This window comes from Amycolatopsis endophytica (assembly GCF_013410405.1).
Lineage (GTDB): Bacteria > Actinomycetota > Actinomycetes > Mycobacteriales > Pseudonocardiaceae > Amycolatopsis_E > Amycolatopsis_E endophytica.
In genome coordinates, this window is sequence record NZ_JACCFK010000001.1 from 4271052 (window position 1) to 4293723 (window position 22672).

Annotated in this window: 26 protein-coding genes; 12 read left to right on the top strand and 14 right to left on the bottom strand. The window is 71.2% G+C overall.

What is annotated here, in order from left to right; all coding sequences use genetic code 11:
* The first annotated feature begins 8 nt into the window (after positions 1 to 8).
* A complete protein-coding gene (gene ilvA, locus HNR02_RS21045) occupies positions 9 to 1226 on the top strand; it encodes a threonine ammonia-lyase IlvA (RefSeq protein WP_218914081.1) in 1218 nt (405 codons plus the stop codon).
* Here the strand turns inward: ilvA and HNR02_RS21050 are convergent.
* Positions 1210 to 2061: an SDR family oxidoreductase gene (locus tag HNR02_RS21050; RefSeq protein ID WP_179774846.1), complete on the bottom strand. Its 852-nt coding sequence runs from the start codon at positions 2059 to 2061 to the stop codon at positions 1210 to 1212. The two genes, ilvA and HNR02_RS21050, sit on opposite strands and share 17 nt — an antisense overlap.
* Positions 2062 to 2207: 146 nt before the next feature.
* Here HNR02_RS21050 and HNR02_RS21055 point away from each other — a divergent pair, with 146 nt between their 5' ends.
* The gene (locus HNR02_RS21055; protein ID WP_218914082.1) at positions 2208 to 2735 is read left to right on the top strand and encodes a TetR/AcrR family transcriptional regulator; all 528 of its coding nucleotides are present in this window, start codon (positions 2208 to 2210) and stop codon (positions 2733 to 2735) included.
* Between the two features lie 197 nt (positions 2736 to 2932).
* Here HNR02_RS21055 and HNR02_RS21060 read toward each other — a convergent pair whose 3' ends face one another.
* Positions 2933 to 3562: a TetR/AcrR family transcriptional regulator gene (locus tag HNR02_RS21060; RefSeq protein ID WP_179774848.1), complete on the bottom strand. Its 630-nt coding sequence runs from the start codon at positions 3560 to 3562 to the stop codon at positions 2933 to 2935.
* A 39-nt stretch (positions 3563 to 3601) separates the two neighbouring features.
* Positions 3602 to 4153, bottom strand: a complete 552-nt coding sequence (locus HNR02_RS21065) for a TetR/AcrR family transcriptional regulator (protein ID WP_179774849.1) — start codon at positions 4151 to 4153, stop codon at positions 3602 to 3604.
* A 78-nt stretch (positions 4154 to 4231) separates the two neighbouring features.
* Here HNR02_RS21065 and HNR02_RS21070 point away from each other — a divergent pair, with 78 nt between their 5' ends.
* The 3 genes from HNR02_RS21070 to HNR02_RS21080 are packed head-to-tail and all read left to right on the top strand — an operon-like array spanning position 4232 to position 6742.
* Positions 4232 to 5458 carry an MFS transporter gene (locus HNR02_RS21070; protein WP_179774850.1) on the top strand — a complete coding sequence of 409 codons (1227 nt, stop codon included), beginning with the start codon at positions 4232 to 4234 and terminating at the stop codon, positions 5456 to 5458.
* Positions 5459 to 5466: 8 nt separating this feature from the next.
* Positions 5467 to 5910 (top strand): DUF4396 domain-containing protein, encoded by a 444-nt coding sequence (locus tag HNR02_RS21075; protein WP_312861079.1) that lies wholly within the window; start codon positions 5467 to 5469, stop codon positions 5908 to 5910.
* Positions 5911 to 5935: 25 nt separating this feature from the next.
* Positions 5936 to 6742, top strand: a complete 807-nt coding sequence (locus tag HNR02_RS21080) for a methyltransferase domain-containing protein (RefSeq protein ID WP_179774852.1) — start codon at positions 5936 to 5938, stop codon at positions 6740 to 6742.
* A gap of 35 nt (positions 6743 to 6777) precedes the next feature.
* Here the strand turns inward: HNR02_RS21080 and HNR02_RS21085 are convergent, their stop codons facing one another.
* Complete coding sequence (locus HNR02_RS21085; protein WP_179774853.1) at positions 6778 to 7575, bottom strand: hypothetical protein; 798 nt, start codon at positions 7573 to 7575, stop codon at positions 6778 to 6780.
* Positions 7576 to 7744: 169 nt separating this feature from the next.
* Here HNR02_RS21085 and HNR02_RS21090 point away from each other — a divergent pair, with 169 nt between their 5' ends.
* The 5 genes from HNR02_RS21090 to HNR02_RS21110 all read left to right on the top strand — a co-directional run bounded on the left by HNR02_RS21090 (position 7745) and on the right by HNR02_RS21110 (position 12737).
* Positions 7745 to 8482: a polyprenol monophosphomannose synthase gene (locus tag HNR02_RS21090; protein ID WP_179774854.1), complete on the top strand. Its 738-nt coding sequence runs from the start codon at positions 7745 to 7747 to the stop codon at positions 8480 to 8482.
* A gap of 80 nt (positions 8483 to 8562) precedes the next feature.
* Positions 8563 to 9078, top strand: a complete 516-nt coding sequence (locus HNR02_RS21095) for a hypothetical protein (protein ID WP_179774855.1) — start codon at positions 8563 to 8565, stop codon at positions 9076 to 9078.
* 137 nt (positions 9079 to 9215) lie between these two features.
* On the top strand, positions 9216 to 11252 hold the full coding sequence (locus tag HNR02_RS21100; RefSeq protein WP_179774856.1) for a S9 family peptidase: 2037 nt from the start codon (positions 9216 to 9218) through the stop codon (positions 11250 to 11252).
* Positions 11253 to 11316: 64 nt separating this feature from the next.
* Positions 11317 to 12333 (top strand): manganese catalase, encoded by a 1017-nt coding sequence (locus tag HNR02_RS21105; RefSeq protein ID WP_179774857.1) that lies wholly within the window; start codon positions 11317 to 11319, stop codon positions 12331 to 12333.
* Positions 12334 to 12485: 152 nt separating this feature from the next.
* Entirely contained in the window at positions 12486 to 12737 is a 252-nt protein-coding gene (locus HNR02_RS21110) for a hypothetical protein (protein ID WP_179774858.1), read from the top strand.
* 57 nt (positions 12738 to 12794) lie between these two features.
* Here HNR02_RS21110 and HNR02_RS21115 read toward each other — a convergent pair whose 3' ends face one another.
* Both HNR02_RS21115 and HNR02_RS21120 read right to left on the bottom strand, forming a co-directional pair.
* Entirely contained in the window at positions 12795 to 13538 is a 744-nt protein-coding gene (locus HNR02_RS21115) for an ANTAR domain-containing response regulator (RefSeq protein WP_179774859.1), read from the bottom strand.
* Complete coding sequence (locus tag HNR02_RS21120; protein ID WP_179776043.1) at positions 13535 to 14509, bottom strand: class I SAM-dependent methyltransferase; 975 nt, start codon at positions 14507 to 14509, stop codon at positions 13535 to 13537. Before HNR02_RS21120 ends, HNR02_RS21115 begins: the two co-directional genes overlap by 4 nt.
* A 45-nt stretch (positions 14510 to 14554) precedes the next feature.
* Between HNR02_RS21120 and HNR02_RS21125 the strand changes: the two genes are divergently transcribed.
* Positions 14555 to 15145, top strand: coding sequence for a phosphoribosylanthranilate isomerase (locus tag HNR02_RS21125; RefSeq protein ID WP_179774860.1), 591 nt, complete (start codon positions 14555 to 14557; stop codon positions 15143 to 15145).
* Between the two features lie 19 nt (positions 15146 to 15164).
* Here the strand turns inward: HNR02_RS21125 and HNR02_RS21130 are convergent, their stop codons facing one another.
* The 8 genes from HNR02_RS21130 to HNR02_RS21165 form a co-directional block, all read right to left on the bottom strand.
* Positions 15165 to 15455, bottom strand: a complete 291-nt coding sequence (locus HNR02_RS21130) for a hypothetical protein (RefSeq protein WP_179774861.1) — start codon at positions 15453 to 15455, stop codon at positions 15165 to 15167.
* An 83-nt stretch (positions 15456 to 15538) separates the two neighbouring features.
* The gene (locus tag HNR02_RS21135; RefSeq protein ID WP_179774862.1) at positions 15539 to 15739 is read right to left on the bottom strand and encodes a PspC domain-containing protein; all 201 of its coding nucleotides are present in this window, start codon (positions 15737 to 15739) and stop codon (positions 15539 to 15541) included.
* Between the two features lie 99 nt (positions 15740 to 15838).
* Positions 15839 to 16219: a hypothetical protein gene (locus tag HNR02_RS21140; RefSeq protein WP_179774863.1), complete on the bottom strand. Its 381-nt coding sequence runs from the start codon at positions 16217 to 16219 to the stop codon at positions 15839 to 15841.
* A 39-nt stretch (positions 16220 to 16258) separates the two neighbouring features.
* Positions 16259 to 17062, bottom strand: coding sequence for an MHYT domain-containing protein (locus HNR02_RS21145; protein ID WP_179774864.1), 804 nt, complete (start codon positions 17060 to 17062; stop codon positions 16259 to 16261).
* Positions 17059 to 17661: a GTP-binding protein gene (locus HNR02_RS21150; protein ID WP_312861080.1), complete on the bottom strand. Its 603-nt coding sequence runs from the start codon at positions 17659 to 17661 to the stop codon at positions 17059 to 17061. The genes HNR02_RS21145 and HNR02_RS21150 overlap by 4 nt, the downstream gene beginning before the upstream one ends.
* Positions 17642 to 18028, bottom strand: a complete 387-nt coding sequence (locus HNR02_RS21155; RefSeq protein WP_179774865.1) for a DUF742 domain-containing protein — start codon at positions 18026 to 18028, stop codon at positions 17642 to 17644. Before HNR02_RS21155 ends, HNR02_RS21150 begins: the two co-directional genes overlap by 20 nt.
* Positions 18025 to 18432, bottom strand: coding sequence for a roadblock/LC7 domain-containing protein (locus HNR02_RS21160; RefSeq protein ID WP_179774866.1), 408 nt, complete (start codon positions 18430 to 18432; stop codon positions 18025 to 18027). Before HNR02_RS21160 ends, HNR02_RS21155 begins: the two co-directional genes overlap by 4 nt.
* Complete coding sequence (locus tag HNR02_RS21165) at positions 18429 to 20738, bottom strand: sensor histidine kinase (RefSeq protein WP_246338608.1); 2310 nt, start codon at positions 20736 to 20738, stop codon at positions 18429 to 18431. The genes HNR02_RS21160 and HNR02_RS21165 overlap by 4 nt, the downstream gene beginning before the upstream one ends.
* 366 nt (positions 20739 to 21104) lie before the next feature.
* Here HNR02_RS21165 and HNR02_RS21170 point away from each other — a divergent pair, with 366 nt between their 5' ends.
* Entirely contained in the window at positions 21105 to 22622 is a 1518-nt protein-coding gene (locus HNR02_RS21170; protein ID WP_179774867.1) for a carboxylesterase/lipase family protein, read from the top strand.
* Positions 22623 to 22672 lie beyond the last annotated feature (50 nt).

The window sequence follows — 22672 nt, forward strand, 5'->3', positions numbered from 1 at the left end:
ACGTGGCGATGGCTGCCGCCCGGTTCGCCGGGGTGATCCAGCCGACACCCCTGCACCGCAACGAACGGCTTTCGCTGCGGCACGGCGTCGATGTCCGGCTCAAGCGTGAAGACCTGAGCACGGTCCGGTCCTACAAGGGCCGCGGCGCCTACAACCTGGTGAGCCAGCTCTCGCCGGACGAGCGCGCACGCGGCGTCGTCTGTGCGAGCGCGGGCAACCACGCGCAGGGCGTCGCCTTCGCCTCCGCCGCTCTCGGCGTCGTCGCCCGGGTCTACCTGCCCCGCACGACCCCTCGCCAGAAACGGGACCGCGTCGCACGACTCGGCGGTGAGCACGTCCAGATCGTGATGCACGGTGACACCTACGACGACGCGGCCGACGCGGCCCGCCAGTACGCCACGAGCACCGGCACGACGATGATCCCGGCGTTCGACGATCCGCGCACCATCGCCGGCCAGGGCACCGTCGTCAAGGAAGCCATCGAGCAGCTGGGCAGGGCACCCGACGTGGTGGTCGTGCCGGTGGGCGGTGGCGGTCTGCTCGCCGGGACGATCGCCTGGCTGCGGGAGACCCACCCCGAGGTCCGCGTGATCGGCGCGGAGCCGCAGGGCGCGCCCAGCATGGCCCTGGCGCTCGAGCACGGTGGCCCGGTCGCGATGGAGACCATCGACCCCTTCGTCGACGGCGCCGCGGTGCGCCTGGTCGGCGAGCACACCTTCGCTCTCGCCGCCGAGCGCCGTCCCGACATGGTCGCCGTGCCCGAGGGCAAGATCTGCGTCGAGATGCTCGACCTCTACCAGTCCGACGGCGTCATCGCCGAGCCGGCCGGCGCGCTCTCACCCGCGGCCCTCGGACCGGACCTCGGCCTGGAACCGGGATCCACGGTGCTGTGCATCCTCTCCGGTGGCAACAACGACGTCAGCCGCTACGCCGAGATCGTCGAGCGGGCCCTGATCTTCGAGGGACGCAAGCACTACTTCCTCGTCGAGTTCCCGCAGGAACCCGGCGCGCTGCGCCGCTTCCTCGACGACGTCCTCGGACCGGACGACGACATCACCCTCTTCGAGTACGTCAAGCGCAACAACCGTGAAACCGGCCCCGCGCTGGTCGGCGTCGAACTGGGCGCGCCGGAGAACCTCGAACCGATGATGAAGCGCATGACGGCCGGCCCGCACCGCGTCGAGCGTGTCTCACCCGACAGCCCGCTGTTCACGTTCCTCGTGTGACCGGCGCCGGGATGGCGTGCTCGGCCGCGCGGCTCACCTCCTCCCACCTCGCCCAGTCGTCCAGGCGCTGCCGGGTGAGGTCGCGCGCCAGGTCGTAGACCATGCTGCCGAGCAGCAGGCGCCGCGGCGGGTCGGGGTCGTCGACCAGTTTCAGCACCGCCTCGGCGGCCAGCGCCGGGTCGCTGTCGACCGAACCGCCCGCCCACATCCGCTCCATCTCCTCGCGCAGCGGGGTGTAGTCCTCCAGCGGGGTGGTCATCGCGGGGGAGCTGTAGAGGTCGGTCCAGTACCCGCCCGGCTGGACGATGGTGACTTTGACGCCGAACCCCACGGCTTCGGCGGCCAGCGCCTCGCTCATCCCCTCCAGCGCGAACTTGCTCGCGCTGTACAGGCCGGTCATCGGGAAACCGCCGAGCGCGGAGATGCTCGACACCTGCAGGATGCGGCCGGCACCTTGGCGGCGCAGCACGGGCAGGACGGCCTGGCTCACCCAGAGCGCCCCGAAGAAGTTCGTCTCCATCTGGGCGCGGGCCTGCTCCTCGGTGAACTCCTCGATCATGCCCATGGACAGGTTGCCTGCGTTGTTGACCACGACGTCGATGCGACCGAAATGCTCCACCGCCCGGTCGACGGCGGCGAAAACGTCCTCGCGTCGCGTGACGTCGAGTGAGATGGTCAGCAGGTCGTCCTGACCGCCCGCCGGTGGGTTCATCCCGCGGGACACGGCGACGACCCGGTCGCCTTTCGCCAGCGCGGCCTCGGTGAACGCGCGGCCCAGGCCCTTGCTCGCCCCGGTGATGAACCAGACGCGGCGCTGGCCGGTGGTGGTGGTCATGTTCGCAACTCCTTCTGTCGTCGATGAGACGAACCGTAGCGTCTCGCCATCCGCCCCGTCAAGACGGCCCGTCTCGTCTCATTCGATGGTAGGATCGGGTGGTGCCGGATTCGAGTCGCCGCAACGAGAGTTCGCGTCGTGCGATCCTGACCGCCGCCTTCGATCTGGTGGGGGAGATCGGGTACGCGAAGCTGAGCATCGAGGGGATCGCCGCGCGGGCGGGCGTCGGCAAGCAGACGATCTACCGCTGGTGGCCGTCCAAGGGTGCGGTGTTGTTCGACGCGTTTCTGATGATGTCCGAGGGGGAGGCGGGGGAGCTGCCCGACACCGGCGACCTGGAAGCCGACCTGAAAGCGGTGCTGCGGGCGACGATCGCGGAGCTGCGCGACGAGCGCTACGACCTGCCGATGCGGGCCCTGAACTCGGAGATGATGCACGACGCCGAGCTGGCGCGGACCTACGCCGAGCGTCTCGACGTGCCGATGCGGGAGATGAAGAAGGCCAGGCTGCGCAAGGCCGTCGAGGCCGGGCAACTGTCCGATGTGGACCTCGACCTGGCCGTGGACGTGATCTGGTCGCCGGTCACGGTCCGGTGGATGAACCGCAGCGGGCCGCTCACGGAAGAGTTCGCGGACACCGTGGTGGAGACGGCGCTGGCCGGGCTGCGCCCCTGACGCTCGCTCCGGCGAGGTCGCGGATTCGTGCGCGGGCCGCGAGCCGGGCCCGTGGAGGGTGCCCGCGGACGCGGAACACGGGGTGAGTGGGGGCTGCCGTGGCCGCGGGCTTCTGGTGGCGGGATGAGACTCCACTCGCGGGCCCGAACGTGGGACCCGCGTGCGGGAGGGTGGGACTCGCGTGCGGTGCGAGTCTCTCAGTGCTTCGCGGCGACGGCCTGTTCGAAGAAGTCGGCGAGCTGGCGTCCGTAGGTGTCCAGGTCCAGACCGGGGTTTTCGGCGTGGGCCTGGATCGCGCCGTCGATGCTCTGGGCGATCGTGCGGGCCGCGATCTCCGGTGCGAAGTCGCCGAAGGTGCCCTCCTTCTGGCCCTGCGTCAGCAGTCGCTCGATGCGGCCCGTCCGGAAGCCGCTCAGGAGGGGGGCGGCGACGGGCCAGCCGTCCGTGTCGTCGGCGTTCGCGGCCACCTCGCGCAGCACCCGGACGCATTCGGGGTGGTCGCGAACGAACGTGACCTCCGTTTCGATCGTCGCGCGCAGCATCTCCACGCGGTCGGTGGTGTCGCCGGCGCGGTCCTCCAGGTAGCGGTCCCTGATGCTCATCGCCGTGGTGACGACCGCCTGGATCAGCGCGGCCTTCGTGCCGAAGTGGTAGCCGATGAGCCGCGTGCTGCTCAGCCCGGCCCGCTCCTTGATCCGCGCGTAGGACGTCTTGCGGTACCCCAGTTCCGACATCGTGGCCATGGTCGCCGCGATGATCTGCGCCCGCCGCGCCTCCTCGGTGACGCTCAGGCCCAGATCGGGCTGCACATCCTTGATTACCTGCATGAGTAAAAAGTTACTCGGTCAGGTAAGGGTGTGCAACCCCTATTTGAGCAGGGTGTCGACCAGTTGCCCGGTCCAGCCGGGATCGGCGGGCTCGTCCGTGAAGATGGCCCGGTAGTAGAGCGGTCCGAGCAGCATGTCCGCGGCGTGCGGGGTTTCCGGTGCGGCGCCGCCGCGGGCGCGTTCCCGGTCGAGCATGGCCGTGAGCTGGTCGTGCCGGTCCGCGGTGCAGGCGCAGCCGCCCTCCGCGCTGGAGCCGATCGACGCGCGGATCACGGCGAGGGTGTCCGGGTCGGCCAGGTCGGTCGCCACGTCGGACGCCCACCGTCGCAGGTCTTCGCGCAGGGAGCCGGTGTCCGGCACGACGATGTCCCCGCTGAACCGGCTGCTCGCGACGTCGGCCATCAGGTCCGCGACCGACCCCCATCGCCGGTACAGCGTGGTGGGGTGCACGCCCGCGCGTGTGGCGATCAGGGGCAGGGTCAGCCCCTCGGCGGGGTTGTCGGCGAGGAACTCTTCGACGGCGCGGTGCACGGCGGCGCGCACCCGTGCGGACCGGCCACCGGGACGGGTTGACGTTGTTGCGGCGGACATGGAGAAATTATCGCATCGATCGCTGCGTTTGCGCTATCGTCGTGTTAACGCATTGATCTTTGCTTTTGAGGAGTGCTGATGTCCGGTTCCCCCGTCGTCGCCGCTGAGCCGGCCCGTCCGAGAACCCGGCGCCTGCCGCATCCGGTCGCGTTCACGGCGGTCGCGGTGATCTTCGTGCTGTTCATGGCGGCGTCGAGCGTGCCGTCCCCGCTCTACGTCGTCTACCAGCAGGCGTGGGGTTTCTCGTCGATGACGCTCACCGTCGTCTTCGCGGTGTACGTCCTGGGCCTGATCGTGTCACTGCTGGTCGTCGGCGCGCTGTCGGACCATGTCGGGCGAAGGCCGGTGCTGGCCGCCGCGATCGTGGGTGAGGCCGTCTCGCTCGTGTTGTTCCTCGTGGCCGGTGATGTCGGCGCGCTCTTCGCCGCGCGGCTCGTGCAGGGCATCGCGACGGGTGCGGCGATGTCGGTGCTCGGCGCGACCCTCGTCGACCTCAACCCGCCGCACGCTCCCGGTCGTGCCGGAGTGATCAGCAGCGTCGCGCCCACCAGCGGGCTCGCGCTGGGCGCGCTGGGCTGCGGCGCGCTCGTCCAGTTCGCACCCGCCCCGACGCACCTGGTCTACGCGCTCCTGCTCGCCGGGATGGTCGTCGCGCTGGCGCTGACCGCCGGTCTCCCGGAGACCTCGGCCCGTCGTCCCGGCGCGCTGGCTTCACTGACGCCGCGGCTCGGTGTTCCGGCGCGGTTGCGGCCCGATCTGTTCGCCCTGGTGCCGATCCTGATCTCCAGCTGGGCACTCGGCGGGCTCTACCTTTCGCTCGGGCCGTCGGTGGCGGCCGGGCTGTTCGGGCTGACCAACCACCTCGTCGGCGGGCTCGTCGTCACCCTGCTGTGTGGTACGGGTGCGCTGACCTCGCTCGTGCTGCGCTCCGCGCCGGTCGGGACGGTGCTGCAGACCGGCGCCGTGCTGCTGGCGGCCGGGATGGGCGTCACACTCGTGGGCATGGTGGGTGACCTCATCGCGGTGGCGGTGGCCGGGACAGTCGTCGCCGGCGTCGGTTTCGGCGCCTCGGCTCTGGCGAGCTTCGGCACGCTGGCCCGGCTCGCGGCGCCGGCCGAACGCGGGGAACTGTTCGCCGTCGTCTACGTGCTCTCCTACCTGTCGTTCAGCGTTCCCGCTGTCATCGCCGGGTTCGCGGCCAACTCGGCCGGGCTGCGGCTGACGGCCGTCGTCTACGGGTTCGCCGTCGCGGGCTTGGCCGTGGTCGCGGTGATCGCCCAGTCGGCGCGCGCCGCCCGGAGGTGAGGGCCGGAGTGGAAACAGCGAGCTGGGCGACCGCCGCACAGGCCACACTGCACTGCCTCACCGGCTGCGCCATCGGGGAAGTGCTCGGCATGGTCGTCGGCACCGCGTTCGGGCTGGGCAACTTCGCCACGGTGGTGCTCGCCGTCGCGCTGGCCTTCGTCTTCGGCTACGCGCTCACCATGCGCGGCGTGCTGCGGGCCGGTGTTCCGTTGCGCGGTGCGCTGAAGGTCGCGCTGGCCGCCGACACCGTGTCGATCGCGGTGATGGAGATCGTCGACAACGTGGTCGTCGTGACCATCCCCGGGGCGATGGACGCGGGCCTGGGCAACTGGCTGTTCTGGGCCGCTCTGGCCGGATCGCTGGCGGTGGCGTTCGTGCTGACCACTCCGGTCAACAAGTGGATGATCTCGCGCGGTAAGGGGCACGCGGTCGTTCACCGGTACCACCACTGACCGCGCCGGCGCTAGCATCGCGTCCGTGGTGGACTCCCAGACTTCGTTCCGGTCCGGCAACGTCGACCCCGCCGTCATCACCTACCTGGCCGGGGTCCTCGACGCGCAAGCTTCGACGCCGGGTGTGCGGCGGCTGCGGGCGTGGGCGCACGACGCGCTGGCCGTCCGGGCGGGGGAGCGGGTGCTGGAGATCGGCTGCGGCACCGGGTCCGAGGTCCAGGTGCTGGCCGCGGCCGCCGGAGGAGACGGCGAGGCCGTCGGGCTGGACCGGAACGAGGAAATGCTCGCTCTGGCATCGGACCGCGCGCGGACCGCCGGGTCGGCGGCGAGGTTCGTGCCCGGCGACGTCCACGCGATCCCGTTCGCCGACGCGAGTTTCGACGCCGTGCTGTGCGAGCGCGTCTTCCAGCACCTGACCGATCCGGTCGCGGCGGTCACCGAGATCGCGCGGGTGGTGCGCCCTGGCGGTCGCGTCGTGCTGGTCGACACCGACTGGGCGACCAGCATCCTGCACCCCGGGGATCCGGAGACCGTGGCGGCGATGCTGCGCGGCATGGTCACCCGCAGTGCCGACGCGGCCGCGGGACGCAAGCTCGCCGGCTGGCTGAGCGGAGCGGGCCTGACGGTCGCCGACCACGGGTCGCAGGCGCTGATCTCGGAGTACGAATCGGTCCGGGACACGATGCTGCCGATGCTGATCGAGAACGCGACCGGAACGGGCGAGATCAGCCAGGAGCAGGGCCACCGGTTGCTCGCCGATCTCGCCGAGGGCGCCGCGCGCGGCGACTTCCACATGTCCGTCACGATGTTCGGGGTGCTCGCTCGGCGGTAGCGTTGAACCCCACCGAAGCGGCGTGGGGAAGCGCGCTACCCGGTGCCTGCCCGGTGGAGGCTGAGCACGCCGTCGCGGGGGCCGCTGCCGGTCCAGGCGCCTGAATCGGCGGTCCAGGTCACGCCGTCGAAGGTGACGCCGTCCAATCCGAACCGGGTGGCGTTCGCGACCAGCCAGGTGGCGAACGCCCAGCCCTCGGCCGTTTCGTGCGGGCCACTCAGCACCGCGGTGCCCAGTTCGGCGTTCGCGACCGGGACGATATCCGTCCCCGGCGCGTCCACGGTCAGGTTTTCGCAGGTCAGACCGCCTTCGTTGCCGCCGGTCAGCGCCACGGCCGCGGCTCGTGCCTCCGGTTCCCACCGCGCGTAGGCTTCCGGCAGCGCCGAGCGCTGGACGAGCTGCGCGGCCTGGGTGACCGTCAGCTCCGCCCAGCCCGGCTGGTCACGGAGCCGCTCGTAGAATGCCGCCGCCGCGTACAGCGGGTCGGTCACCTGCTCGTAGGTGCCCCAGCCCTGGCTCGGCCGCTGCTGGAACAGTCCCGCCGAGTCACGGTCACCGCCGGGCAGGTTCCGCAGCCCGGACTCCTGCATCGCGGTGGCGAGGGCGACGGTCACGGCGTGGTCGGGCATGCCGAGGCGCCGTCCCACGGCGGCGATCGTGGCGGAGTTGCGCGCCTGTTCGACGGTGAGGCCGTAACTCTCGCCGTCCGAAGCGGTGACCGTGCACCCCGGACGCGGCTTCGGCTTGCCCGCGAGCACGAGCCCTCCCACGACGGCCACGGCCACCACGACGGCGAGGACGAGGGCCAGCAGCGGCCCGCGACTGTTCCGCATGCTCCCCCTCCCTCTCGCGGTACCTTCCCGTCAGACGTCCGGCGTCGCCCGTGGTTGTCCGTACCCGCCGGACGTGCCCGGAAACGGTGTCCCCGTTACCCGGACGAGGTGCGAAACCGGGTGCGATACCGTTCGTGCCGAACCTCCACCGCGCACGAAGGATTTGATCATGGGAGAGAGCTCCCCGAAGGTCACGGTCGTCGTCCCGACCTACAACGAGCGGGACAACCTGCCCCGTCTCGTCGGCCAGCTCACCGACCTCGGCCTGCCCGATCTGCACGTGCTCGTGGTGGACGACAACTCGCCGGACGGCACCGGCGACATCGCCGACAAGCTCGCGACCGAGGACCCCGGCCGCATCGGCGTGCTGCACCGGACCGAAAAGGACGGACTCGGCCGCGCCTACATCGCCGGGATCACCCGCGCGCTGGACGAGGACGCCGACATCGTCATCCAGATGGATGCCGACCTGTCCCATCCGGCCGAGGCGGTCCCGCGGATGATCGACGTACTGTCCACCTCGGACGCCGCCGTCGTGCTCGGTTCCCGCTACGTGGCGGGCGGATCGCTGGCCGGGGAGTGGGGCTGGCACCGCAAGGCGCTGTCGGCGTGGGCGAACTTCTACGTCAACGCGATCCTGCGGCTGCACGTGAAGGACGCGACCGCCGGGTTCAAGGCGTGGCGCGCGGAGACGTTGCGGCGCATCGACATCGCCACGATCCGCAGCAACGGGTACGCGTTCCAGGTCGAGATGAACCACCGCACGGTCAAGCAGGGGCTGCGGATCGCCGAAATCCCCATCCGGTTCGAAGAGCGCGCCGACGGTGTGTCGAAAATGAGCCTGGCGGTGCAGCTGGAGTCGGCGCTCATGCCGTGGAAGCTGTTGTTCGGCCGCAAGCTCGGCTGAACCTACGCACCTCGGCGTAGGTCCAGGCCGCGCTTCCCGGCGGATGCCGCGACGCGGCCCGCTCCGCGACAGTGGGGCGCATGAAACTGAGGGCGCGGGGACGCAAGGCCTGGCTGGCGACGCACATCGTGTCCGCGGGCGCGTGGATCGGTATCGACGTGGTGCTGGCGGTGCTGGTGTTCACGGCGCTGCTGGCCAGCGACCCGTCGCTGGCCGCCGTGTGCTATCAGGCGCTGCGGGTGTTCGCGGTGTGGCCGCTGCTGGTGACCGGCCTGGTGTGCCTCGGCAGCGGCGTCGCGCTCGGGCTGGGCACGAAGTACGGCTTGGTGCGGTACTGGTGGGTCGCCGCGAAACTGGCGCTCAACATCGTGCTGACCGTGCTGGGACTGGTGGCACTGCGGCCGGGCCTCGACGAGGCGGCGGTCTACGGGCAGTCGTTGCTGGCGGGAGTGCCCGGGGCGGAGCCGAACCTGATCTTCCCGCCGATCGTGTCGCCCGCCTGCCTGCTGATCGCGGTGCTGCTGTCGGTGTACAAGCCGGGTGGCCGCGCCCGGCGCCGCGACAGGACCGGCGAAGCAGCTCGTGCCGGGAAGTGAGCGGTGGCGGGCTTTTCCCTCGGTGCCGGTGGCGCTCCCGCCCGCGGCAGGGGGACGACCGGCTCTACGGCCAGTGAGCCCGGCCAACCGCGGGCGAAACGGCCACCGAGGCCGGGTGACGGTGGTAAGAAGGCGAAATGATCAGCGATGCCTTCTCCGACCTCGGCGCCTACGTCCGTCTGCCGCGACTGTCCGGTCTGGTGCTTTCCCCCGACGGCCGTCGTCTCGTCGTCGGTGTGGCGACGCCCGATGAGAAGAAGAACCGGTACACCACGGCGCTCTGGGAGGTGGACCCGGCGGGCGAGCGGGTGGCGCGGCGGTTGACCCGCAGTGCCGAGGGGGAGTCCGGTGCCGCCTTCACCCCTGGTGGTGACCTGCTGTTCGTCTCGGCCCGGCCGGATTCCGCTGCTGACGGTGAGGATGCGCCGAAGAGCGCGCTGTGGCTCCAGCCCGCGGGCGGCGGGGACGCGCGTGTCGTGGCGGCTCCGGCCGGGGGCGTGCGCAACGTCGTCGTCGCCGCGGAGGCCGGGACCGTCGTGGCGGGGGCGCCGATGATGCCGTCGGCGACGGACCTCGACCACGACGCCGAGGTCCGCAAGAGCCGCAAGGACGCCGGGGTCTCCGCGATCCTGCACGAGGGTTACCCGGTGCGCTTCTGGGACCACGACCTCGGCCCGGACCGCACCCGGCTGGTCGCCGCCGACGGTGTCCCGGACGGGGAGGACCGTCTCGCGCTGCGGGATCTGACCGGCCACTGCGGGCGGGCGCTGGACGACGAGGCGTCCTGGGACCTCTCGCCCGACGGCCGCACCGTCGTCACCACCTGGATGGTGCCCGAGGCGGGTGGCTCGCAGCGGTCGACGGTCGTCGCGATCGACGTGGCCAGCGGGCAGCGCCGGGTCCTCGCCGACGATGCCGACCACGAGTACGAGACGCCCCGGATCTCGCCCGACGGCACGCAGGTCGCGATCGCCGTCTACCAGCGCTCCACCCCGCACGACCCGGGCGACTACTGGATGTCGCTGGTCCCGCTCACCGGCGGCGACCCGCGGCCGGTCACCAGGGACTGGGACCGCTGGCCGCACCCGGCGCGGTGGCTGCCCGACGGCTCGGCGTTCGTCGTCGCGGCCGACGACCTCGGCCGGTCGCCGCTGTGGCTGGTCGACGCCACAAGCGGGGACGTCCGGCGGCTGACCGCGGACGACGGCGCCTACAGCGACCCGCGCGTCTCGCCCGACGGGCAGCAGGTCTACGCGCTGCGTTCCGCCGTCGACCACCCGCCGGCGCCGGTGCGCGTCCCGCTCGACGGCTCCGGCTTCGTGCCACTGCCCGGTCCGGCCGAGGCCCTCGGTCTGGACGCCGAGATCCCCGGACGCCTCGAAGAAGTCCTCACCACCGCAGAGGACGGCACCCCGCTGCGAGCGTGGCTGGCGCTGCCGAAGGACGCCGGCCCGGACGCGCAGGCGCCGCTGCTGTTGTGGATCCACGGTGGACCGCTCGGTTCGTGGAACGCGTGGCAGTGGCGCTGGAACCCGTGGCTCGCCGTCGCCAAGGGGTACGCGGTCGTGCTGCCCGACCCCGGGATCTCGACCGGGTACGGACGCGACTTCATCGCACGCGGCTGGGGCGCGTGGGGCGCCGAGCCCTACACCGACCTGATGGCGGTCGCCGACGAGGCGGAGCGGCACCCGGGCGTCGACGCGACGCGGACCGCGGCGATGGGCGGCTCGTTCGGCGGCTACATGGCCAACTGGGTAGCCGGGCACACCGGCCGCTTCAAGGCGATCGTCACGCACGCCTCGCTGTGGGCGCTGGACCAGTTCGGGCCGACGACCGACGCGACCTACTACTGGCGCCGCGAGCTGACCCCGGAGATGGCCGAGGCGAACTCGCCGCACCGCTTCGCCGACGACATCACCAGCCCGATGCTCGTGATCCACGGCGACAAGGACTACCGCGTCCCGGTCGGCGAGGGACTGCGGCTGTGGTGGGACCTGGTGTCCCGCTCGGCGGGAGAGGACGGCTCGACGCCGCACAAGTTCCTCTACTTCCCGGACGAGAACCACTGGATCCTCACCCCGCACCACGCGAAGGTCTGGTACTCCACGGTGTTCGCGTTCCTCGCGCAGCACGTGCTGGGCCAGGACTGGGAGCGGCCCGGCCTGCTGGGCTGAGGGTTGAACCGCACGGAAGTGGGAAAGCCCTTCCTCGTCATCGTCACCGGCGAGGGAGGGGCCCGTGTTCCGTCATACGAAGATGTTGCAGTTCGAGGCGAAGCCGGCGGGGCCGGATCCGTTGTACGCGCGCAAGCTGCAGGAGTTGATCGGGGGTGCCTACGGTGAGATGACGGTGACGATGCAGTACCTGTTCCAGGGCTGGAACTGTCGTATCGAGGGCAAGTACAAGGATCTGATCATGGACACCGCGACCGAGGAGATCGGTCACGTCGAAATGCTGGCCACCATGGTCGCCCGCCTGCTCGAGGGTGCTCCGGCCACCGCGACGGCCGAGGCGGCGAAGGATCCGGTGATGGCGGCGGTGCTGGGCGGGATGGACCCGCAGCAGGCGATCGTCAGCGGCGGTGGGGCGGTACCGGCCGATTCCAACGGCACCCCGTGGAACGGTAAGTACATCGTGGCCTCCGGTAACCTGCTGGCCGATTTCCGGGCCAACGCCGCCGCCGAGGCGCAGGGCCGGTTGCAGACCGCCCGGCTGTACAACATGACCGACGATCCGGGCGTGAAGGACATGCTCAAGTTCAACCTCGCCCGCGACACCGTGCACCAGAAACAGTGGCTGCGCGCCATCGAAGAACTCCAGGCCGACGGCCTGGAATCCGACATCGCCCCCAACGACCTGTTCGACGTGGAAGACCAGACCCACAACAACACCATCTGGCACCTCTCCGACGGACCCGACGGCAACAAAGGCGGCTGGGCCACCGGAGAAGACCGCATCGAATACCTCATGGACCCCGAAGCCCTCGGCGGCCCCGGCACCGCACCCGAACCCGACCCCGCCCTCTACGCCACCCACGCCGACGGAACGCGTCCGGCGGAGGGCGACGTCGAGACCTACTACGCCGATGGCCGGTGGAAGAACCAGGTGGTCGGCAACAGCCGCGCGTCCAGCACCGGCGAGAAGAAGGCCGAAGCCCAGGCCCAGGGGCGTGAACTGGCCCGCAAACGAGGCGTCACCCACGTCGTGCGGCGAAAGGACGGCGAGATCGCGGAGAAGCACGACTACGGGAAGTGACTCCCCGGACCGCAAGCCGGAATGCCTCGATGGAATGTATTTTCGGCGGTAACCACTCGGACGGGTGGCGAGGTCCGTGCTTTTCCCAGCGGAAATGGCTAAGTTTCGGCGTCTCGTTCGAAGAAGCATTTCCCGAGGGAAGGAAACCCCCAGTGTCGCGCACACTTCGTGCTGGTCTCGTCGGTCTCGCGGCCGCCTCGGCGGTCCTGTCGGCGACGGGCGCCGCGCACGCGGACGCTTCGCTTCCGCAGCTCAAGGCCGTCGGCATGACTCTCAACGGCCTGATGGGCGCGGGTGGCACGCCCAGCCCGCTCACCGCCGTGACCGGCGGGGAAAGCGCGCTGTCCCCGCTCACCGGCGGTAACCCCCTCTCGCCGGTGACCGGCAAGCTGCCGATCGGCTGAGCACGACCGCCTCGGGCGCGCCACGGAAACCCGTTTCCGTGGCGCGCCTTTTCCGTGTCAGCGCCGCAGGGAATCGAGCAGTTTCCGGGCCACCACGGCGAGTTTGGTGTTCGTCCGCTGCGATTCTTCGACCAGCCGGGCGAACGCCTCATCCGCGGTGCAGCCGTGGATCGCCATCAGCACACCCTTCGCCTGGTCGATGTCCGCCCGCGAGGTCAGCGCCGTCTCCAGCTGGCCGATCTTGCGGTTGGTCGCCTCCCAGCGGCGGGCGTTGGCGAAGGCGTCGCACGCGGCGGTGACGAACAGGCGCATCATCTGCTCGTCGTAGGGGTCGAAGGCCCGCGCGGTGAAGCTGTACATGTCGAGTCCGCCCACGACCTCGTCATCACCGTCGGCGGGACCGCCGGGTACCAGCAGCGGCACGGACAGGTAGGTGTTGACCCCGGCCGCCTTCGCCGACGCGGTGAACTCCGGCCACTCCTCTTCGTGCTCGCCGATGACGGCGCGCACGGGGTGCCGACGGGTAGCAGCCTCGACACAGGGCCCGCGGTGGGTCTTGTACTGGTCCTCGTCGATGCCCACGACCCGTTGGTCGGTGGTCGCGAGCAGGTACGGCAGACCGTTGTCGTCGAGCGCGGTGATGGTGGCGGCGTCGGCGTCCGGAAGGGTCGCGACGGCGCCCTCGGCGATGCCCCGCACGGCGTCCTCCAGAGACTGGCCCGCCGCCTGGACGCACAGATCCTCCAGCGCCTCCGTGACGTGGTCGAGGCGGGCGAAGTGGTCGTCGCTGCCGTCGCTCATAGCGCGCGGATACCCGGCGCTCCTGTTCCGTAACCGGAGGTCTTGCGCAGCCAGATGTTGCCCCCCGGGTTGCGCGCCATGTCCGGAACCGCCGTTTCCAGACGCTCGCGGTGCCGCGCCCACAGGTACCGCTGGAACCACCGGATTTCGAAACGCGGGTTGTCCATGAGGAACGCGCGCAGCAGGTAGACCTCCTGCCAGGCGCGCCCCTCGGTGACCCAGTCGAGCGGGTACTCGAACGGGAAGAACACGTCGTGCAGGTGGATCCAGACGCCGTCGGCGAGCCGGGGCAGCACCTCGAAGAACAGGTGGTTGACGTCGGAACCCGCCTTCACCACGTGGGTGGAGTCGATGAACAGCACGTCGCCGGATTCCAGCGCGAGGAACGGGTCCAGCGGCACGTCCTGCACCGGCTGCTCGTGCACGGTCACGCGCTGTGCATCGCCTGGGCGCAGCACCGACTCCAGCCGCTGCGGGTACGGCTCGACGAACGTCAGGTCGACCGAGCCGTCCAGCCAGTGTTCCACGGTGTTCAGCGTCATCGCCGAGGAGTGGCCGGAGCCGATCTCCACGAACCGCCGCGGGCGCAGGTGCCGCAACATCGCGTGCAGGACCAGGGCGTCGGACCAGGAGTACTCGGGGTTGTCCGGGAAGTAGCGGTACTCCGGTGACCGCTCCGCGGGAACAGGGTGATCCGTGAGCAGCTCGGCGAGCACCGGGAGCAGGGCGAGCTGTTCGTCTTCGCGCAGGTCGATGCCCAGCGGGTCGCGGCTGGGGTCGAACAGCTCCGCGGACCGGGCCACGACCTGGGCCGGATCGGGCTGGGGCGAGTAGAAGTGGCCCGGCGGCACCCACGTGCGGTAGGCCGCCAGCTCGGCTTCGAGGGCCGCGTGCCGTGCCAGCAGGCCGTCGTGGGTCCGGCGCGACACCGCGTACCGCCTGGCCAGCCCGCGTAACGGCGCACCGATCATGGGCACGGCGGCAGTGTAGACGGAGGCGGCGCCTACCCTGGTGTGGTGTTCGTGAAGATCTGCGGCCTGCGCACCGAGGCCGATGTGGAGTGCGCGGTGACGGCCGGGGCCGACGCGGTCGGGTTCGTGCTGACCGCCAGCCCGCGGCAGATCACCGCTGAGGAAACCGCGCGCCTGGTGTCCTTGGTGCCGCCGGAGGTGCTCACCGTCGGGGTGTTCCTGGGCATGCCCGTCGCCGAGGTGCGCGACGTCGCGGTCAAGACCGGGCTGGGCGCGGTCCAGCTGCACGGCCGCGGGTACACCGCCGATGACTTCGGCGCGCTCGCCGGCCTGGGCATCCGGTTGGTGCGGGCCACCTCGACCGACGGTGAGCCGGTCGAGGTCGGCGCGTTCGGCGAGGACATGCTGATCCTCGACTCGCCGCGCGCCGGATCGGGTGAGCAGTGGAGCTGGTCCGCGCTGCGCGGGCAGACCGGCCGGTGGCTGCTCGCCGGCGGACTGCGGCCGGACACCGTCAGCGAGGCGGTCGAGGCCGTGCGCCCCTGGGGTCTCGACGTCTCCAGCGGTGTGGAATCCACGCGGGGGACGAAAGACCACGGCCTGATCCGCGAATTCCTCGCCGCCGCGCGTTCCTGACGGCGGGAGGAAACCCGCGTCAGCGGAGCAGGCGTGCGATGAGTCCGGTCACGACGAGCCAGAAGACCGCCGCCAGCCCGTAGTTGACGAGTACGTTCAGGTCCGGGTTCCCCACCGGGAACAATCCGGGGAAGAACAACGCGAGCGGTTGCGCGATCGAATCGATGAACCGGAAGAAGGCGTTCGCCGCGTTGGCGCCCGCCAGGACCAGGACGATGTAGATCGCCTCGACGAGCGCGAAGAGCGCCCCGATCCCGGTGACCACTCCGACGGCGGTGCCGCGTCCCCGGTATGTTCCCGTTCTGGCCATACGAAGGAATGGCCCTTGTCGGGAACTTCAAACCCGTTCGGGTGATATCTGCCCGTTTGCCGCAGCGTCCGCCGCCGATCGGCTCAGCGGCGTTCCTTCGGGATGATGACCCACAGCACCAGGTAGACGAGGAACTGCGGGCCGGGCAGCAGGCAGGACAGCACGAACAGCCAGCGCATGGTGCGGGGCTGCCAGCCCACCCGCCGGGCGAGGCCGGCGCACACCCCGGCGATCACACGGTCGTGGCGGGACCTCGTCAGGGTTGTCGTCGTTGTCGTCGTCATGTCCCCACGATGCCTCCGCCGGGCGCGGTGCGCATCAGTGCGAACCCCCATTTCGTCCCTGGTGCCAGCCCCACCTCCGGGGAGCGGAGACTCATGCCGTCACAGGGCGGCGCAGGCGGCTTTGGCCTCGCTCAGCGCCGTCTCGAACTCGGGGCCGTCCGCGGCGAAGGTGCTCTGCACGACCAGTACCGGCTTGTCGAGCGCGTCGGCGAGGGCCTGGCGGCTCGGGTCCTGCTCGGCGGCGGCCTTGGCGAGCTGGGCGGCCGCGCCCCAGCGGAGGTACTGCGCGTAGTCGGTCGCCGGGTCGAGGGTGGTCGTCCTGCCGACGATCTCGCACGCCGTCGCCACGTCCGAGCGGGCCGGTGTGGAACCCAGCCAGGTCAGCCCCACCGCTCCGCCGCCGATGACGAGCCCCGCCACCAGTGCGACGACGGGAACTCGCCAGCGGCGAACGGGCGTAGCGGTCTGCGGTTGCGTCATGGTGAGTCCGACGCGCGCGCGCCCGTTCCGGTTCCGCGCTCAGGCGGGCCCCGGGGACGAGCCCGCGAACACGCGCGGCTCCTCGTCCGTCCCGACCTCGTCCGCGGGCGGTTCCGGTGGGGCCTGTGCCATCAGTACCGCGCAGACCGGCACGGCCAGCGCGATCGCGGCGAGCACGAACACCGGGAACAGGAACGAGAACACCTCGCTGCCGGACGGATCCGGGGCCGTCACGTCGACCTGCACCCGCACCGCGGCCATACCGGTGTAGTGCATACCGGTGACCGCCGCGCCCATCACGAGCCCCGCCAGCAGCCGCCACTGCAGCTTGTCCAGCGTGGCGGTGAACCAGAGCGCCGCGGTCGCCGCCACCACGGCGATCGCGACGGACAGCGCCACCAGGCCGGACTGGTAACCGATCGTGCCCTTGATCTGCACCGCCCACATCCCGGTGTAGTGCATGACGTTCACCGCGATCCCGGTGAGCAGCCCGGCCAGCAGCAGCCGCCACCACTGGAACCGTTCCCGCACACCGAAGACCAGCAGCCCGGCGAACACCGCGACGACCGCCAGCACGGCGGACAGGATCGTGCGCGGGATGTCGTAGCGCACCGGCATGCCGGGCGTGGCGAAGCCGAGCATCGCGATGAAGTGCATGACCCAGATGCCGACACCACCGATCGATACCGCCGCCAGTGCCAGCCACGCCATGCGGGCGCGCGAGGTGACCGCGGTGCGCGCCTGGAGCGTGCAGGCCAGGCCGAGCGCGCACCCGGCGACCGAGGTCAGGTAGGCCAGGGCCATGACCCAGGTCCCCATTTCGAAGTGGTGCACGTGGTTCATCGGACACTCCTCTGGCGGCGCAGCCGCGCGCGCAGCTGGGACATGGCGTGCTCGCTCGTGGTGATCAACGTCTGCTTGGTCGATTCGGTGGAGCGGGCGTCGCAGTGGACGATCGGGACCTCGGGCGCCACCGAGAGCGCTTCCCGCACAGCTGCGGACGAATGGCGGCGCGCGCCGGGGAACTCGTTGAGCGCCACCACGAACGGCAGGCGGCGGGTCTCGAAGAAGTCGATCGCGGGGAAGCAGTCGGCCAGCCGCCGCGTGTCGACCAGCACCACCGCGCCGATCGCGCCCTTGACGAGGTCGTCCCACATGAACCAGAACCGGTGCTGGCCCGGCGTGCCGAACAGGTACAGCACCAGGTCCCGGGCCAGTGTGATGCGGCCGAAGTCCATGGCGACCGTGGTCGCCGCCTTGCCGGGGATCCCGCCGACCTCGTCGACACCGACCGAGGCGGCGGTCATCACGGCTTCGGTGCGCAGCGGGATGATCTCGGAGATCGACCCGACGAACGTCGTCTTGCCGACGCCGAAGCCACCCGCCACCACGATCTTCGCCGAGGTGATGCGGTTGAGCGTCTCAGAGCGTGCGTAGTCCACTCAGGACCCTTTCCAGGAGGTCGTGTCGTTCGTCCCAGGTGGCGTTGTCACCGAGGGTGTCCCGCACGGTCACCAGCCCGGTGCCGAGCAGGTCGCTCACGATCACCTTCGCCACGCCCAGCGGGACGCCCAGGTGCGCCGCGATCTCGGCGACCGACCGCGGCCGCAGGCACAGCTGCGTCACCACCGACGGCGCGCTCGCGCGGTTGTAGGGCAGGGTCCGGCCGTCCGGTGTGGTCTGGACCAGTGCTTCGATGGCCATCTCCACCGCGGGTTGCGTGCGCCCCTCGGTCCAGGCGTAGGGACGGGCCAGGGACGGCGAGCGGGAGTTCGCCTGCCGTACCCCGTTCAGGTCGGGCTCACTCACGGCCTGGCCCGGTACGCGACCTGGCGCGCCGGTGTCTCGACCATGCGGCCGACACGGTCGACCAGGAGCGTCATCTCGTAGCCGACCAGACCGATGTCGCAGCCGGGGCTGGCGAGCACGACCAGGTTCGACCCGTCCCCGACGCTCATCAGGAGCAGGAACCCGTCCTCCATCTCGATGACGGACTGCACCACGCGGCCGGCGGTGAACAGTTCCGCCGTGCCCACGGCGAGGCTCGCGAGACCGGAGGCGATCGCGGAGAGCTGGTCGGCCCGGTCCTTGGGCAGGCTCTCGTTCGCGGCGACCAGCAGCCCGTCGGCGGACACCAGCGCGGCGTGCGCGACACCGGCGACCTCCTGGGTGAACGCCTGCACCAGCCAGCCCGGGCCGTGCTCTTCGGTCATCGTGGTTCCGCCTTCCCCTCAGCTGCCTGCCCGTTCCCGTTCCCCGTGCGCGCGCGGGCGGCTCGCATTCCGTTGTAGTGCCTGGCCAGGTTGTTCCGGACCGCGTTCGGATCGCGGAAATCGGCGGGTTCGGGCGCCGCGGGACGCCGCGGCAGTGCCGCGCCCGGCGCGAGTTGAGCACCGGGACGCCGCGTGGGCAGCCCGGCGCTGGTGACCGGCACCGCGACCGGCTGTTCGGTCGCGATTTCGGCGGCCCGCCAGGTTTCGTCGACAGGGCTGCGGAAGTCGGGCGAGGGCGCTTCGGTGAACCAGCCGGACACGACTCCGTCGAAGATGGGCGTGCGCACGGGTTCGGGCGCGGGGCGGGCCTGCGCCGGAACCGGCTCGCGGGGGACCATCGCGGGTTGCGGGGCGGCGACCCCGTCGGCCAGCACCAGCGATCCGGGCACGTGCACGCTGGCGGTGATCCCGCTGTGCTTCGTGCCCGGGTGGGTGGGGCGCAGCCGCACGGTGACGCCGAGGGGCGCGGCCAGGCGGCCGACCACGAACAGGCCCATGCGGCGGGTGGTCTCCGGGCTGACCGTGTCCCCGGAAGCCAGGCGGGCGTTGGCGGCGGCCAGGTCGTCCGGCTGCATGCCCAGTCCGCTGTCCACCACCTCGACCAGGAGCCCGCCGTCGGCGCCGCGGTCGGCGGTGAGCACGACCTTCTGCTCGGGCGGGGAGAACCGGATGGCGTTCTCCAGCAGCTCGGCGAGGATGTGCATGACGTCGCTGGCCGCGTGCGAGCGCAGGGAACCGTTGGGGGCGTTGGCAATGGCGACCCGGCGGTAGTCCTTGACCTCGGAGGTCGCGGCGCGCAGCAGTTCGGCGGTGGAGACCGGGCCGTGGTCGCGGCGGGCCGGGCTGCCGCCGGCGAGGACCTGGAGGTTCTCGCCGTTGCGGCGCAGGCGGGTCGCCATGTGGTCGAGGCGGAACAGCTCCTCCAGGCGCTGCGGGTCGCGTTCGTCGGCTTCGAGGTCCTCGATGAGCGTGAGCTGCTGTTCGACCAGCGACTGGTTGCGCCGGGCCAGCGTCATGAACATCTCACTGACCTGGCGCCGCAGCTCGGCCTGGTCGGCGGCCAGGCGCACCGCCTGCCGGTGCATGTCCCCGAAGGCCCGCGCCAGCTGCCCGATCTCCTCGTCGCCGTCGACCGGGACCGGTTCGATCGACTCCCACGACACGGGTTCGCCCGCGCGGACCTTCTCGATGGTCTCCGGCAGTTCGCGGTTCGCGGCCGTGAGCGCGGCGGCGTGCAGGCGCCGCACCGGGGTGACCAGTGAGCGTGCGACGAGCAGCGCGATGGCGAGCGCGCCGAGCAGCGCGCCGAGCACCAGCGCGGTGTCGCGCAAAGCGTCGGCACGGGATTCGTCGGTGCGCTCGGTGACCGTGGCGGACAGGTCGAGGACGAGCCCGGCGAGCACGTCGGACAACGCGGCGGACTCGGTCGCCAGCGGGGTGAGCAGTGCCGTCAGCCTGCTGGTGTTCCCGGTGGTCAGCGCGTCCTGCAGGGTGGCCTGCCGGTCGCTGTTGCTGGCCGTGATGGACCGGAACCGGCCGAGCGAACCCTGCGGCAGTCCGCGCTCGACCTGGCTGCCCAGCACGCCTTCCTCGGCGGCGGCACGGGCGGACGCGGCGAGCACGGTGTCGTTGGCGGAGTCGCCGGCCGAGCGGATCAGCGCCTCTTCCACCGCGCGGGTGGTGCGCAGCTGCATGAGCGAACCGGCGGTGGCGGCGGTGGTGTCCATCTGGCTGCTGCCCGCCGCCGCGATGGCCTCGGGCAGGATCCGGCTCAGGTCCACCGCGATGTCGTGGTACCCGGCGGTCATCGCGACCGTCGCGGACCCGGTCGCGACGCCGGCCATCCGCAGACCGGCGAGCCGTCCGAGCACGGTGTCGAGTGTGCGCGAGGTGGCGGAGGGCAGCTTCGCGAACTGGGCGGCCTGCTGCACGCTCGCCGTCTTCGAGTCGACCGCGGCGATCTGCCTGCTCAGCTCGGCACTGCCCGGCGAGGACGCGGCCAGCACCATCTCTTCCTCGACGAGCCCGGCGAGGTCCAGGGTCGACTGCAGCGCCGGCAGCTGGTCGCGCACCGCGCTCAGTTTGCTCGCCTCGGCCAGTTCCGCCCGGACGCGCGTACCGGCCAGCGCCAGCGCGACCACCACCGGCAGCAGCAGCACGACCGAGATCTTCGTGCGCAGGCTCCAGCCACGCGGGTGCCAGGCTCCCTCGCTGTGCCGGCCCTGCCCGGAGCCCGCAGTATCCATTTCTTCCAGTCCGCTCAGATTCGTGTGCTGTCCCGTTTCCGCGCGGGATCGCGGCGAAACGGGATGCGGTGATTAGCGTCCCCAAGTGATCGGTGAGAGGAGAAAACAACAGCCGACCGACCTTGTCAACCCTGCACTTCACCCACGATGAACGACGTTCGGCCGAATGTCGTAACAGCTCGTCGTGGTGGTGAATAACCGCTGAATGTGTCACGTCCGGATGTGGATGGACGCGGTGTGGAAATGACTGTCGTACCATTTCCGGGCGCGGTCGGTGAAACATTTACCGACCGTCGCCGGAGTCCATAACCGACCCCGGGCGCGCACGGTCTAGGCTGCCCCGGTGACGACGAGACCGGCCCGCCCGTGAAGCGCTGCGTTCTCCTGCTCGCCTTCGTGCTCGTGGCCTGCGGTGCGCCCGCGCCCGAGCCCGTTGCGTCCGCGGACGTCGTGTCCCTGAGCGACGGACGGGTCCGTGGCAGCGCCGGTGCGGGTGCCCGGCTTTTCGAGGGAATTCCGTACGCCGCGGCGCCGGTCGGTGACCTGCGGTGGCGGCCGCCGCAGCCGGTGCGGGCGTGGAGCGGGGTGCGGGACGCGACCGCGCCGGGCGCGCGCTGCCCCCAGCCGGGCGCGAAGGGCAGCGAGGACTGCCTGTTCCTCAACGTCACCACGCCCGCCGCCGCGGGCGGAGGACGTCCCGTGCTGGTCTGGCTGCACGGTGGCGCGTTCCTCGGCGGCAGCGGCGACGAGTACGACGCGCGGGAACTGGCCACGCGCGGGGACCTGGTGGTGGTCACCCTCAACTACCGCCTCGGTGCGCTGGGCTGGCTGGCGCACCCCGCGCTCGCGCACGAGGGCGGGGCCGGTAATTTCGGGCTGCTCGACCAGCAGGCGGCGCTGCAGTGGGTGCGCGACAACATCGCCGCGTTCGGGGGCGATCCGGCGCGGGTCACGCTCGCCGGCGAGTCCGCCGGCGCGATGTCGGTGTGCGACCACCTCGTCGCACCCGGCTCGGCGGGGCTGTTCCGTGCCGCGATCATCCAAAGTGGACCGTGTCAGGCACACGCGAGCGCCGGGGCCGCGGTGGCGGCCAGTACCGCGTACGCGGCGAACCTCGGCTGTGGCGATCCGGCCGCCGTGGCGGAATGCCTGCGTGACCTGCCGTTCGCGGCACTGCTCACCGCACCGCGGTACTACGACCTCGCCGGGGTGCCGGTCGCGGGGCCGGTGACCGGCGGCGCGCTGCTGCCCGCGAACCCGCTGGACGCCATGGAAACCGGTGCGGCGACACGGGTTCCGGTGCTGCTCGGGGTGACCAGGGACGAGTTCACGCTGTTCCTGGCCCAGCAGTACGCGGCCACCGGGAAGACGGTGACCGCCGCGGACTACCCGTCGTCGCTGGCGGAGGTGTTCGGGGCGCGGGCCCCGGAGGTGTCCGCGGAGTACCCGCTGGCGGCGCACGACGACTCGGCGCCGCGCGCGCTGGCGGCGGCGCTCACCGACGCCTTCTTCGCCTGCACGGCCAGGGACATGGCGGATTCGCTGTCCCGGACCGGGCCGGTGTACGCCTACGAGTTCGACGACCCGCAGGCGCCGGTGCCGGATTCGCTGTCCAGCACCCCGTTCCCGCTGGGCGCCGCGCACAGCCTCGAACTGTCCTACCTCTTCGGCGACGGCGGCTCCTTCGACGAGGGCCAGCGGCGGCTGTCGGCGGAGATGGTGGCCGATTGGACGTCCTTCGTCCGCACCGGCGCGCCCACCGCGGGCTGGCCGCGCTACGACCCGGTGCACGAACAGGTCCGCGCCCTGCTGCCCGGTGGTGCCGCGATGCAGGAGGATTTCGCGGCCATCCACCACTGCGCTTTCTGGGCGGCCCGTCAGTGAACCCGAAAACAGGGAACGGCCCTGCCCCCCGGCGGAGGGGCAGGGCCGTT